The 12,267-nt window shown below is 63.2% G+C and carries 10 protein-coding genes, 3 tRNA genes, 1 pseudogene and 1 riboswitch; of the genes and pseudogenes, 7 read left to right on the plus strand and 7 right to left on the minus strand.

Annotation, left to right across the window (positions count from 1 at the left end; all coding sequences use genetic code 11):
• Nucleotide 1: 1 nt before the first annotated feature.
• The 3 genes from ftsH to tilS form a co-directional block, all read right to left on the minus strand.
• Nucleotides 2-2,011, minus strand: a complete 2,010-nt coding sequence (gene ftsH, locus QMK22_RS11610; RefSeq protein WP_283497807.1) for an ATP-dependent zinc metalloprotease FtsH — start codon at nt 2,009-2,011, stop codon at nt 2-4.
• A gap of 84 nt (nt 2,012-2,095) precedes the next feature.
• On the minus strand, nt 2,096-2,668 hold the full coding sequence (gene hpt / locus QMK22_RS11615) for a hypoxanthine phosphoribosyltransferase (protein ID WP_283497808.1): 573 nt from the start codon (nt 2,666-2,668) through the stop codon (nt 2,096-2,098).
• A 22-nt stretch (nt 2,669-2,690) separates the two neighbouring features.
• Nucleotides 2,691-3,671, minus strand: coding sequence for a tRNA lysidine(34) synthetase TilS (gene tilS, locus QMK22_RS11620; RefSeq protein WP_283497809.1), 981 nt, complete (start codon nt 3,669-3,671; stop codon nt 2,691-2,693).
• Between the two features lie 45 nt (nt 3,672-3,716).
• On the opposite strand from tilS, the gene ppa reads away from it, so the two are divergent.
• Entirely contained in the window at nt 3,717-4,208 is a 492-nt protein-coding gene (ppa, locus tag QMK22_RS11625; RefSeq protein WP_092106945.1) for an inorganic diphosphatase, read from the plus strand.
• A gap of 58 nt (nt 4,209-4,266) precedes the next feature.
• On the opposite strand, the gene QMK22_RS11630 is transcribed toward ppa, so the two are convergent.
• Both QMK22_RS11630 and QMK22_RS11635 read right to left on the minus strand, forming a co-directional pair.
• Nucleotides 4,267-5,688, minus strand: coding sequence for a C40 family peptidase (locus QMK22_RS11630; protein ID WP_283497810.1), 1,422 nt, complete (start codon nt 5,686-5,688; stop codon nt 4,267-4,269).
• On the minus strand, nt 5,681-6,946 hold the full coding sequence (locus QMK22_RS11635) for a M23 family metallopeptidase (RefSeq protein ID WP_283497811.1): 1,266 nt from the start codon (nt 6,944-6,946) through the stop codon (nt 5,681-5,683). Before QMK22_RS11635 ends, QMK22_RS11630 begins: the two co-directional genes overlap by 8 nt.
• 370 nt (nt 6,947-7,316) lie before the next feature.
• Here QMK22_RS11635 and QMK22_RS11640 point away from each other — a divergent pair.
• The 3 genes from QMK22_RS11640 to QMK22_RS11650 all read left to right on the plus strand — a co-directional run bounded on the left by QMK22_RS11640 (nt 7,317) and on the right by QMK22_RS11650 (nt 7,691).
• A tRNA-Glu gene (locus QMK22_RS11640) sits at nt 7,317-7,389 on the plus strand.
• Nucleotides 7,390-7,472: 83 nt separating this feature from the next.
• A tRNA-Asp gene (locus QMK22_RS11645) sits at nt 7,473-7,546 on the plus strand.
• Nucleotides 7,547-7,615: 69 nt separating this feature from the next.
• Nucleotides 7,616-7,691: transfer RNA gene (locus QMK22_RS11650), tRNA-Phe, on the plus strand.
• Between the two features lie 182 nt (nt 7,692-7,873).
• Here QMK22_RS11650 and QMK22_RS11655 read toward each other — a convergent pair.
• A pseudogene (locus QMK22_RS11655) lies at nt 7,874-8,140 on the minus strand (RpiB/LacA/LacB family sugar-phosphate isomerase); the annotation flags it as partial.
• Nucleotides 8,141-8,296: 156 nt separating this feature from the next.
• Between QMK22_RS11655 and QMK22_RS11660 the strand changes: the two are divergent.
• The 3 genes from QMK22_RS11660 (at nt 8,297) to QMK22_RS11670 (ending at nt 11,724) form a co-directional block, all read left to right on the plus strand.
• Nucleotides 8,297-8,968 (plus strand): FadR/GntR family transcriptional regulator, encoded by a 672-nt coding sequence (locus tag QMK22_RS11660; RefSeq protein ID WP_283497812.1) that lies wholly within the window; start codon nt 8,297-8,299, stop codon nt 8,966-8,968.
• Nucleotides 8,965-9,783: an ABC transporter ATP-binding protein gene (locus tag QMK22_RS11665; protein WP_502857571.1), complete on the plus strand. Its 819-nt coding sequence runs from the start codon at nt 8,965-8,967 to the stop codon at nt 9,781-9,783. The genes QMK22_RS11660 and QMK22_RS11665 overlap by 4 nt, the downstream gene beginning before the upstream one ends.
• Before the next feature lie 393 nt (nt 9,784-10,176).
• Nucleotides 10,177-11,724, plus strand: coding sequence for a carbohydrate-binding domain-containing protein (locus QMK22_RS11670; protein WP_283497813.1), 1,548 nt, complete (start codon nt 10,177-10,179; stop codon nt 11,722-11,724).
• 77 nt (nt 11,725-11,801) lie between these two features.
• On the opposite strand, the gene QMK22_RS11675 is transcribed toward QMK22_RS11670, so the two are convergent.
• Nucleotides 11,802-12,125, minus strand: a complete 324-nt coding sequence (locus QMK22_RS11675) for a DMT family transporter (protein ID WP_283497814.1) — start codon at nt 12,123-12,125, stop codon at nt 11,802-11,804.
• 11 nt (nt 12,126-12,136) lie between these two features.
• Nucleotides 12,137-12,201, minus strand: a riboswitch (guanidine-III (ykkC-III) riboswitch).
• Nucleotides 12,202-12,267 lie beyond the last annotated feature (66 nt).

Raw genomic sequence — 12,267 nt, forward strand, 5'->3', positions numbered from 1 at the left:
CCTAGGCGGTGGCGGGGCGGGGGTTGCGAGCCGGCGCGCGCTTGGGTTTGGCGGTGGCGGCGTCGCCGCTGGAGATGCCACCGTCGACGGCTGCTCCGTCGATGGGAGCCTTGGGGGCCGGCATTGCGATCGGCGGCACGTCGGAAACCGGTCGCTTGTCGCTGGAGAGCCACTGCGGGCGCGGCGGAAGCTTCTCGACGTTCGCGAAGATCTCGGCAAGGGCGGTCTGATCGAGCGTTTCGTGCTCGAGCAGGGCAGAGGCGAGACTGTCGAGAATCACGCGGTTCTTGATCAGAACCTCGTAGGCCTCGTCGTGGGCGTCTTCGAGCAGCTGACGCACCTCGCGGTCGACGCTCTCGGCCACGCGTTCCGAGTAGTCCCGCTGGTGTCCCATGTCGCGGCCGAGAAAGACTTCTCCCGAACCCTGACCGAGTTTGAGCGGGCCGACGACGCTGCTCATGCCAAACTCGGTGACCATCTTGCGGGCCGTGGCCGTGGCTTTTTCGATGTCGTTGGAGGCACCGCTGGTCGGGTCGTGAAAGATGATCTCTTCGGCGACGCGGCCACCCATGGCGTATGCGAGCTGGTCGAGCAGTTCGTTGCGTGTCACCGAGTAGCGGTCTTCGAGCGGCATAACCATCGTGTATCCGAGAGCGCGTCCGCGCGGAAGGATGGTGATTTTGGTCACCGGGTCGGTGAAGTTCATCGCGGTGGCGACGAGGGCGTGGCCGCCCTCGTGGTAGGCAGTGATGAGCTTTTCCTTGTCACGCATAACGCGGGTGCGTCGCTGCGGACCGGCCATGACCCGGTCGACGGCCTCGTCTAGGGCTCGATTGTCGATGAGCTGGGCGTTGGATCGTGCGGTGAGCAGGGCAGCCTCGTTGAGCACGTTGGCCAGGTCGGCACCCGTGAAGCCGGGCGTCTTGCGGGCGAGCACTTCCAGGTCAACGCCCTCCGCCATTGGCTTGCCCTTGGAGTGAACCTCGAGGATACGCTTGCGACCGAGCATGTCGGGCGCGTCAACGCCGATCTGGCGGTCGAACCGGCCGGGGCGCAGCAGGGCCGGGTCGAGAATGTCCGGCCGGTTGGTGGCTGCGATGAGGATGACGTTGGCCTTCACATCGAAGCCGTCCATCTCAACCAGCAGCTGGTTGAGGGTCTGCTCACGTTCGTCGTGACCGCCGCCCATTCCGGCACCACGGTGACGGCCGACGGCGTCGATCTCGTCGATGAAGATGATGGCGGGGGCGTTTTCCTTGGCCTGGCTGAACAGGTCACGCACGCGGCTGGCTCCAACGCCGACAAACATTTCGACGAAGTCGGAACCGCTGATGGCGTAGAACGGCACGTTGGCCTCGCCGGCCACGGCGCGGGCGAGCAGGGTCTTACCGGTTCCGGGAGGACCATACAGCAGCACACCCTTGGGGATGCGGGCACCGACGGCCTGGAACTTGGCCGGCTCCTTCAGGAAGTCCTTGATTTCTTCGAGCTCTTCGATGGCTTCGTCGGCGCCGGCGACGTCAGCGAAGGTGACCTGTGGGCTTTCCTTGGAGACGAGCTTGGCCTTGGACTTGCCAAACTTCATGACCTTGCTGCCGCCGCCCTGCATCGAGATCATGAGCCAGAAGAAGGCACCGATCAGCAGAACGGGAAGCAGAAAGCTCAGAACGGAGAGCACCCAGTTGGGCTGCGGCACCTCGTCGGTGAAACCATCCTTCGGGTTCGCAGCGGTCACCGCGGTGATGATTTCTTCGCCACGCGGGGCGACATAGTAGAACTGCACCTGCGTTCCGAGGTCGCCGCTCGCCTTGGTCAGGGTGAGGTCGACGCGTTGTTCGCCGTCGACGATGGTGGCCTCGGCAACATTGCCGGATTTCAGGTAGGCGAGGCCTTCCTGGGTGCTGACCTCGCGGAATCCGCTCATGGTGATGAGGCTTGACCCCACCCAGACGGCGATAATGGCGAGCACAATATAGAGAATGGGGCCGCGTAGTAACTTCTTGACGTTCATGGTGACCTCAGGCTAGCGCTCGATGACAAGGGAATGCCGTGTGTTCGCCCAAAGGAGAACTCAGGCTGATGCGCTGGTGCGCTCCTAGAGCGCGGCGGCCGCGACGGTGGAGTAGACGTGCGGGGCCAGAATACCCACCGAACGCAGGTTGCGGTATTTCTCGTCGTAGTCCAGGCCGTAGCCGACGACGAACTTGTTCGGAATGTTGAAGCCAACGTATTTCACGTCGATATCAACGCGCGCGGCATCCGGTTTACGCAGCAGCGCACAAATTTCAATGGATGCCGGACCGCGGGTTTTCAGGTTCGCCAACAGCCACGACAAGGTCAGGCCGGAGTCGATGATGTCTTCGACGATGAGCACGTTGCGCCCGGAGAGGTCGGTGTCAAGGTCCTTGAGAATGCGCACGACGCCGCTGGACTGCGTGCCGGAGCCGTAGGAACTAACGGCCATCCAGTCCATGGTGATCGGGTGATGAAGTTCGCGGGCCAGATCGGCCATGACCATTACCGCACCCTTGAGTACGCCCACCAGCAGCAAGTCGGTGCCCGCGTAGTCGATTTCGATCTGACGGGACATCTCGGCCAGACGAGCTCGAATCTGCTCCTCGCTGATCAGGATCTCGGTGAGGTCGCCGTCAATGTCGCGAGGTTCCATGTGGAAAGATCATTCCTTTGTGTCAGGTGGGTCCAGGCGCGGAGAAAATCAATATTCCGTCCTGCCGTATAACTCTAATACCTGGCAGGCTGAGCGCCCCCTGTCCGCGCCAATCAGTCACGAGGGCCGCCACGGCCAAGGTCTGACCGCGATTCAGCGACACCCCGCACAGATTGTGCACTCCGACACGGATCATGCGTTGCCGCACGGCCGGCGATTGCGCCGCGAGCGCGGCCGCCGAGATCTGTCCGTGCGCCCAGTGCACGTGTAGCGCCGACTCGGCCAGCTCATCGAGGGCATCGGAATCTTCCCGCAGGGCGTCGGCGGTACGGGCAAGCGCTACCCCGATACCGGGACCGAGCTCGCGTTCCAGTAGCGGCAGCACCGTTTCGCGCACCCGCACCCGGGCATAGCGCGGGTCAAAATTCTGCGGATCGGTCCAGAACTCGAGGTGCGCATCCACGCAGAACGCTCGGGTGACCGCTCGACGGATGCCCAGCAACGGTCGAAGAATCGGCCCGGTTCGCGCCGCCATCCCGCGCAGGCTCGTCGGTCCGGAGCCGCGAGCGAGGCCGAGCAGCACGGTCTCGGCCTGATCATCGAGGGTGTGCCCCAGCAGAATGGCGCTCGCTCCGCTCTGTGCGAGGGCTTCGTCAAACGCTGCGTACCGCTCGGTGCGGGCCGCCGCCTCCGGTCCGGTTCCGTCGCTGTCCACGTTCACGCTCATGATCAGGACCGGATCGAGACCGAGTCGGCGGGCGGTCTCGGCGGCCGTCGCCGCGACATCCGCTGACCCGTCTTGCAGGTTGTGGTCGACGATGACCGCCCCGGCCCGAATTCCGGCGCGCCCCGCTTCAAAAGCGGTCGCCGCGGCGAGTGCGAGCGAATCGGCCCCACCGCTGAGGCCCACCAGCACGAGCCCCTCGGCCGGCAGCAGCGCGCGCACGGCCCGGCGAATATCGGCGATGGCCGGGGTGAGGCGCGGGCGGCGGGTGGTTTCCATCCAGTAACGTTATCCGCAGACTTAGATCAAGGGAGAAACAAGGCCATGGCCGAATACGACGCAGTCATCGAAATCCCCCGCGGGAGCCGCAACAAGTATGAGGTAGACCACGAAACCGGTCGGGTTTACCTCGACCGCGTGCTCTACACGAGCTTCATGTACCCGACCGATTACGGCTACTTCGAGAACACGCTGGGCCTCGACGGCGATCCCGTCGACGTTCTCGTGCTGCTTGATTACCCGCTCTTTCCGGGCGTTGGCGTGTCCGTTCGCCCCGTCGGAGTGTTCAACATGACCGATGACGGCGGCTCAGACGCCAAGGTCATCGCCGTTCCGGCCGGCGACCCGCGCTGGGACCACATCCAGGACGTCCTCGACATTCCGGAGTACACCCGCAAGGAAATCGAGCACTTCTTCGAGCACTACAAGGACCTTGAGCCGAACAAGTGGGTCAAGACGGAGGGCTGGGGCGACGCTGCCGAAGCCAATCAGATCGTGGTTGACGGCATTGCCAAGCTGGCCGAAGAAGGTCACTAGCTCGCACGAAAAACGGGCTTCCCCCACCGGTACGCCGGCGGGGGAAGCCCGTATTTATTTAAGCGGCCGGTCGGCCCACGTAGGGTGCCACGGCCCAGGACGACCAGATGCTGTGTATCCGCACGCTCGCTGAGGGGTTGGGCGCTTCGAGGACCTGGCCGTTGCCCACGTAAATCGCCACGTGGTAGTAGTTGCCCGGGCTGCCCCAGAACACCAGGTCGCCCACCCGTACCTGAGCGAAGGAGACGAGCTTGCCCTGCTGCGACATGGTGTTGTACTGGTTCGTCGCCGAGTGAGATCCAATGTACACGCCGGCTGCAGCGTAGGCCGCCTTGGTCAGGCCTGAGCAGTCCCACGAGTCGGGACCGGAGCCCCCAAAGACGTAGCGGTCACCGAGCTGGGCGCGAGCGAACGCGAGGGCAGTGTCAACAACACCGGCATTCGGCGCCGGAGCCGGAGTCGAAGCCGCGGGCGCTGCCGGTGCGGCTGGTGCAGCGGGTGCAGCCGGCGCAGCGGGCGCTACGACCGCGACGGGGGCGACCGGCGTCGAGCCAGAACCTGAACCAGAACCAGAACCAGAACCGACTGCGGTGGCCGGGGTGCGACCGGCTTTCGCCGCTGCGGCATCCGCTATCACCGCAGCGGATGCCTGCGCCTTCGCGAACGCGGCGGCCGCGGCAGCGGCATCCTCGCCGGCCTGAAATGTGCGCTCGGCTTCCGCCGTGGTGTCTTTGAGCAGGGCGAGCTGCTCAAACAGCTCGCTCGACTTGCGCTGCTGGGTGTCGTAAGCGCTCTGGGCTGCGGTAGAACTGGCGGTGGCCGCGTCGAAGGTGGTCTTGGACTCCTCCGTGAGGCGTTCGCGTTCTGCGGTCGCCGATGTGGCCTGCTTACCGAGGGATTCGGCCGCGTTCTTGTCCTGCACGGCTTCGGTATAAATCTGCTCGGATTGCTCGCTGAGCTTGCTGGCCGTTCCGAGCTGATTCAGCAGGTCGTCCGCGCTGTTGCCGTTCAGAAACAGGTTGAGCGACAATCCGTTGGCTCCGGATTTGGCCAGGTGTGCGGCGATCAGGCCGGCGCGCATCTTCGACGTCGCCGCGGTGGCGTCAGCCGCTTCAGCCTGCTCGTTCAGGCTGGTTTCCCGCGCGGTGGCCGCATCCAGGGCATCTTGCGTCACGCGGTAGGCCTCGGCCGCGATCTGCGCGGTCGTGACCGCCTTCGCGGCCTGACTCGCCAGTCCGTCGAGTAGGTCGCCGAGCGTGGCGATCTCGGCCTGTTTTGTCGATTCGTTCTGCTTGGCCTTTTCGACGTCGTTCCAGCTGGGGTAATCGGGCGCAGCGAATGCCGCGCCACCGCCGGCAGCCACGGATGCCGTGACCGCCGAAACCGCTCCGATTGCCACCGCAGAGAGCAGTCGCTTGGATGTTGTACGAACCCGTGCGCGTGCCGTCGTGCCAACTGTTGTCGTGCTGCTCTTAGCCAAGTGATGCTCCCCGGTCGGCCATAAATGGAACAGGATTGATGCGGTTTCCACCGATCCATACTTCGTAGTGCAGGTGGCACCCCTGAGCGGCCCCGGTTTCACCGGAATAGGCGATGAGCTGCCCGGCCGCGACGGTCTGCCCGCTACTCACGTTGTAGCCACCGTCACGAATGTGGGCGTAACCGGTTGACACATTGCCGCTGTGGCTGATCTTCACGAAGTTGCCGTAGGTGCCGAGGCGTCCGGCCCAGGTGACGACGCCAGCATTGGCGGCGTAGATGGGCGCGCCACAGCCGGTCCCGAGGTCTGTGGCGTAGTGAAAGCTGCCGCTGCACGCGCCGCCGTTGCAGATGACCGACCGGGGGCCGTAGCCGGCGGTAATGCGTCCGCTGGCCGGCACGGCCCAGCCAGACGTGTTCACCGATCCCCCGGAGTTGCCGGATCCGCCGGAGCCGCCGCTGTTCGCGGCTGCTGCAGCTGCCGCAGCCGCCGCCGCAGCCCGGGCCGCCGCAGCGGCCGCCGCGACACGAATAGCTTCAAGTCGGGCGCGCTCGGCTACGCCGGCCTCATATCCGGCTGTCGTCGTCGCCTGGGCGTCGCGCATGAACTGCAACTGCTGTTCCAGCTCCGCACTCTTGACTTCGGACTCGACCAGGGCGCTGGCTGCCGCCGCGGCTGCGTCCTGCGCCGCCGCTAGTGCTTCTTCAGCGGCGACACGTAGGGTTTCGCGTTCGGTCTGCGCCACCTTGGCCTGGTCGCTGAGCGACTGGGCGTTGTTTGTGGCCGACTGTGCCGACTCATAGACGTCTGAGCTGCGCTCAACGAGTTTGCTCATGTTGCCAAGTTTCGCCAGCAGCAGGTCGGCATCTGCACCGTCACCCTCCCCCTCGAGAAACAGGTTCACGCTGAGATCGGTGCCGCCGGTGCGGTAGAGCTGGGCGGCGAGCTGGCCAGCCTGTTTGGTGGCCGCATCCGCTGTGCTCTTACTGGAATCGGCTTGGGACTGAATGTCGGCCGCGCGGCGGGTGGCGTCGTCGAACTCCTGCTGGGCGGTTTCAAGTTCGCTCGCGCTCTTTTCGGCGGCGGCCTGAGTTTCCTGAACCTTCACCTGCAAGCCGGCGATGAGATTTTCGATAGCGGTCACCTGCGCGGCAGCCGAGGCGGTGTTCGCCTTGGCGTTCTGTAGGTCCTGCCACGAGGGGTAGTCAATGGCGCGGGCCGGAGCGACGGGGCTGACCAAGGTAATCAGAAGGGTCATGGCCGCCATGATGCTGGTGAGCGCCAGGGTATGTCGTGGCCACCGATGGCTCACATGCGAGCTGCTGGCGGACATCAAAATTCCGCGGCCGGTCACACTTCTAGTACGAATCATTGTTTCCCAACAGGCTTGAACAGTCACGACGTGCGCTGACGCAGACTCCTCAGAGTAACAAAGCGGGCACGATTCACCCAGCGTCCTTAGCGATCTCCCCCCGGAAATGCCCGCTGGTCCGCCCATCCGGGGGGCGCGGCATCAAGGCCAATCGCTAAATATTGATCATTCCAACGGATGCTGCGCGCGCCGATTTGGCCTTCGCGCCACAAGACCGTATGCTTACTCTTCGGCAGCCATGAAATCTGTGGCTCACGGCCCCATCGTTTAGCGGCCTAGGACGGCGCCCTTTCACGGCGTTAACACGGGTTCGAATCCCGTTGGGGCTACGCAAAATGCACGTGCACAAAGTAGCAAGAAAATAGAATAGTCTTACCTAGTGCCTCACACACAGATTCACAGTTTTACTCGAGGCCCTGTAGCGCAGTTGGTTAGCGCGCCGCCCTGTCACGGCGGAGGTCGCCGGTTCAAGTCCGGTCAGGGTCGCAAAGGCAATAGCCCTTTCGAAAGGAAGGGCTTTTTTCCTTAGAAGATGCGTTTTTGACGCAGCTTTGGGGCCCTGTAGCTCAGTTGGTAGAGCGTTCGACTGAAAATCGAAAGGTCACCGGATCGACGCCGGTCGGGGCCACCACCGCCACTCCCTAGGAGACTCGCTTGCGAGTATCTCGGGGAGTGGTTTTTTTATGTCCATTTTCGGGCTCCGGCTCGGCCACGTTTTCTCCCCGTGGCCACATTTTGGACACAATTGAAATAGCGATCATCATGACCGCAGCACGCGGGTGTTTCACTGTCGGGGGGCATGAGAAGCTGGGCGTTTGCGGTCACAGCCCGCACACCAGCAACCTTGTTAGCAGCGATCGCTACGCCGAGTCCCGTGCCACAGATGAGCAGAGCTCTGTCGAACCCGCCGCGAGCGACCCGCACTGCCGCTGCTACAGCTATTACCGGGTACGGCGCGTGGCCTTCTCTATCGACTCCAACGTCAACAACGACCTCGACAAGACCATCCTCTTCAAGGTCAGCTTTGAGCTTCTCTTTATTGGAATATCCCGCGTCATCAGATCCGATAAAGATTCTCAGCGGGTTGGAGGCGACAACGTTGGAACGTCAAGTACCCCGCATTTGGCATGGTCCGCGTCGACATACAATCCTCCAACTCGACCTCAGACACAACTTGTCGGAGGAGTAGAGTAGTTGGAGTAGTACGTAGATGCGTCCAGAGACTGAAGAGGCAACATGGCATTGGTGATCCAGCGGAACCGGCTGGCCGCGCAGACGGCAGAGATACTCTTGGGGCGAATTCGTTCCGGCGAGTGGCCGCTGGGACACAAATTGCCAGCAGAGACGACCTTGGCGCTAGGGGTGGGTGTCGGGCGTTCCACGCTGCGCGAGGCAATCCGAGAGCTCGCCGGCAAGGGCGTGCTCGACAGCCGTCAAGGCTCGGGCGTCTTCGTGATCTCTACCGATATCACCGAGGACTGGGATGTTGTGCTGCGTCGCGTGTCAATTTTGTCTGTCTTTGAGGCTCGTATCGCGATCGAAGCCGAGGCCGCCTCCCTCGCAGCGCACCGGCGGACCCCATCAGATTTGCGAGCGATACGCCGAGCATTTGCACGCCGCTCCGATGCGAACCTTTCCGTCGAAGATTTTGTCGACGCCGACATGAGGTTTCACCGCGAGGTCGTCGCAGCAGGTCACAATGACGTCATGATGGAACTGTTCGATGGTTTCGTACCGCGAGTCCGCCTGGCAATGATAGAGATGCTCAAGTTGCGACCAATCGGCAATTCAGAAGACGACGAATCAGCACACGGCGCTCTGGTCGAAGCGATCGCCGACCGAAACCCGGCAGCTGCTGCCCAGTCCAGCAGGGCGCATCTTGCCGGCATACATCGCGCTCTCTCGTGACCATCGACTCCACCGTTGTCGAGCTTCGTAGCGTCACCTTCCGACGCGGCAATCGCACCATCCTTGACGCGGTCGACCTCACGGTTCGAGCGGGCGAGCATTGGGCTCTCCTCGGACCTAACGGTGCCGGGAAGAGCACCATCCTCGGCTTCGCCGCCGCCGTTACGCACCCGACCTCCGGGTCTGTGCAGATCTTGGGCCAAAGACTCGGTCGGGTCGAATTGCAGGCGCTCCGTCGGTCCATCGGACACGTCAACCCTCGTCACCCGCTGCAGTCGCCCCTCACGATTCGCGATCTGGTCCTGACGGGCTTGACCGGCTCCATCGAGACCCCGCCTCGATGGGAGCCCACACTCAAACAAATCCAACTCGCGGCGGAGCTCATCAACCAGATGGGGCTGACCGGCAAAGACGGAGACCGATGGCCGACCCTTTCGCAAGGAGAGCGCGGGAGAGCACTCATCGCCCGTGCCCTGATCGCCGAACCGGATTTGCTCCTTCTCGACGAGCCCACAACCGGGCTCGACGTCGCTGCGCGTGAACAACTCCTCGAAACCATCGACGCACTTGAGCACGACTTCCCGCGACTCGCATCAATCCTCGTTACCCATCACCTCGAAGAGCTACCGTCCACGACGTCCCATGCCGCTCTCATTGCGCAAGGTCGCATTTTCAAAGCAGGGCTGGCAGAACAGGTCTTGACCACCGAGAACGTCACCGCAGCATTCGCCCACCCTATCCGCGTCGGACAACACGATGGCCGGTGGTTCGCGCTCCCCGGGCGCAAACGCTCCCGCGAACTCACCAGGTTCTAATTTCGGCAGTTGAGCACTCGGGGTCCGAAGCTAGCGCTGCACCTGCGGCAGGATGCCTGCCGCAGGAAGTCTTTCACGCACCCCACACTCAACTCGCTCTTATCTCGCTCATAGAAAGCTCATAGGGAGCGCTGCTGAGATGTACCTGTCACCAACAACCGACAGGGGCCACCGTGGTTTCCGCCAAAAATGATCGCCATCGAGCGGGCTATCGCCTTCGAGCGAGCTGAAGTTTGCGTCGAGACGACTCACCAGCCATGACCGAACCACGCTGATCGTCGAAACGAGCGCACCGCGCGCGGCGATACCGAGCTTCCTCCCAATCTTTCCCCCACCACACGAGCGCGGATTCTGCGCCGACACTTTTCGCCGACACTTCTCAAGGAGCGCAATATGAAAAACAGGAAATACACCCTCGCTGCGGCAACCAGTACGCTCATAATCGGTGGCCTGCTGCTCGCTGGATGCTCGTCGCCGGCGGCAGACACCGCCACCACGACCGCGACAACTTCCTCCAGCATCTCGTCGTTCACCACGGGGGCAGTCGCCACCGAGGTGCTCGCGGCCAACGCGAACTCAACGACGGTGAACGACGACGAGTGGACGACGGACGGCGCAGTGACGATCACGCTGAGTGGTACGACAGCATCCGCAGACGGCGACGGCGTTGCCCTCACCGGTTCAACCGTCACCATCTCTGCCGCCGGAACCTATGTGGTGACCGGGCAATTCGACGGGCAAGTCGTTGTCGACACCGACCAGGAAGGCGTTGTCGCCCTGATCCTCTACGGCGCGGAGATCTCCAGCTCAACCAGTGCGGCGATCGCGGTACTGAACGCCGAGGACGTCGCCGTGTCCCTGAGCGGAACCAATGTGCTCACCTCAACCGGCGACGATGACGAAGCCAACGCCGCACTGTTCAGCGACGCTGACATGACAATTTCCGGCGATGGCTCGCTCACGGTCAACAGCAGTCTGAACGACGGGATCACGAGCCAGGACGACCTCATGGTGTTGTCAGGGAACATCTCGGTCACTGCCGGCGACGACGGGCTTCGAGGGAAAGACTCACTGACCATCGCGGGCGGCAGCGTCACGGTGGATGCCGGAGGCGACGCACTGAAGTCCGATGACGAAACTGACGACACGCGTGGATTCATTCTCATCTCCGGCGGAACACTCGACTTGGTCGCGGGCGACGACGGCATGCAGGCGCAGACCGACCTGGTGATCACCGGTGGGGAGACGATGCTCACGGCGACGGATGACGGGCTCAAGTCCGAGGTCAACCTGGTTGTCGCCGGCGGCACCACCGCTGTCGAGAGTTCTTACGAAGGCGTCGAGTCGTACTACATCACGATCGAGGGAGGCGCCCTCGACGTTCACGCCAGCGACGATGGGATCAACGCCACCAGTGGCACCAGCACAACCACAGACGTTGGGGGCATTGAAGAGGCCGACGACGGCGCGTGGGTCACAGTCAGCGGCGGGGAGACCACCGTCGAGGCAGAGGGCGACGGCATCGACTCCAATGGTTCGGCACTCTTCACCGGCGGTACCGTCACGGTGTTCGGCTCATCGAGCGACCGGGAGGGCGCACTCGACACCAACGGGTCCCTGGTCGTCGATGGCGGAACCGTACTCGCGGTCGGAACTACCGGTATGGCTGTCTCCCCCGACGCGTCATCCGCTCAAGGATGGTTTTCCGCCGCCCTCGACCAGACCTATGGCGCTGGCGAGAGCGTGCAGGTGCTTGACGACAGCGGCGCGCTCATCATGGAGTTCAGCTCGGCAAAAACGTTCCAGTCCGTCGTGCTCTCTGACGCAAGTCTCGTTGCGGGATCGACGTATACGGTCACGGTCGGCGATCAGACCGCCGGAACCGTCGTCGAAGGCGTCGCAGCCGCTGGCGGAATGGGAGGCGGACCAGCAAGGCCGTGACTGGGTCGTCCGCACAGCACAGCGCGAAATTCGCCAGAACCCCGGAAACTCGTTGAACGCAGACTTGTCTTCGGGGGTCAGTGCGGGCCATCGACGAGCTTGAGGCCCACGATGCACCCGATCAGGCCGAGCAGCAGCGCAATTTTTACCCACGACACGCTGGCATCGCCGCTGATCATCGCCCAGGTCACAGTGAGCGCTGCCCCGATTCCGACCCACACGGCGTAAGCCGTCCCAACCGGAATCTCCCGCATCGACCACGCCAAACCGGCCATGCTGAGCGCAAGGGCGCCCCCAAAGACAACCGTCGGCCAGAGTTTGGTGAAACCCTCGGATTTTCCGAGCGCCGTTGCCCAGACAGCTTCGAGCACTCCGGAGACTACGAGCAAAATCCACGACATGACTGAAACTCCTCGGCCAGTCTTGTCGCGTTCCGGGTACTGATCCGTCGTCCGGGGCCGCATTCCACGGCCTAGTTGAAGTCTAGACACACCCACTGGGCAACATCTGTGCAGAGTCGAGACCCGCCTCGCGAACGGATGC

The sequence above is a fragment of the Cryobacterium sp. PH29-G1 genome, assembly GCF_030063365.1.
GTDB lineage: Bacteria > Actinomycetota > Actinomycetes > Actinomycetales > Microbacteriaceae > Cryobacterium.

What these genes read in the sequence shown, in the direction of transcription:
- ftsH (WP_283497807.1), bottom strand. Translation starts at nt 2,011, where the DNA reads ATGAACGTCAAGAAGTTACTACGCGGCCCCATTCTCTATATTGTGCTC.
- hpt (WP_283497808.1), bottom strand. Translation starts at nt 2,668, where the DNA reads ATGGAACCTCGCGACATTGACGGCGACCTCACCGAGATCCTGATCAGC.
- tilS (WP_283497809.1), bottom strand. Translation starts at nt 3,671, where the DNA reads ATGGAAACCACCCGCCGCCCGCGCCTCACCCCGGCCATCGCCGATATT.
- ppa (WP_092106945.1), top strand. Translation starts at nt 3,717, where the DNA reads ATGGCCGAATACGACGCAGTCATCGAAATCCCCCGCGGGAGCCGCAAC.
- QMK22_RS11635 (WP_283497811.1), bottom strand. Translation starts at nt 6,946, where the DNA reads ATGACCCTTCTGATTACCTTGGTCAGCCCCGTCGCTCCGGCCCGCGCC.
- QMK22_RS11660 (WP_283497812.1), top strand. Translation starts at nt 8,297, where the DNA reads ATGGCATTGGTGATCCAGCGGAACCGGCTGGCCGCGCAGACGGCAGAG.
- QMK22_RS11670 (WP_283497813.1), top strand. Translation starts at nt 10,177, where the DNA reads ATGAAAAACAGGAAATACACCCTCGCTGCGGCAACCAGTACGCTCATA.
- QMK22_RS11675 (WP_283497814.1), bottom strand. Translation starts at nt 12,125, where the DNA reads ATGTCGTGGATTTTGCTCGTAGTCTCCGGAGTGCTCGAAGCTGTCTGG.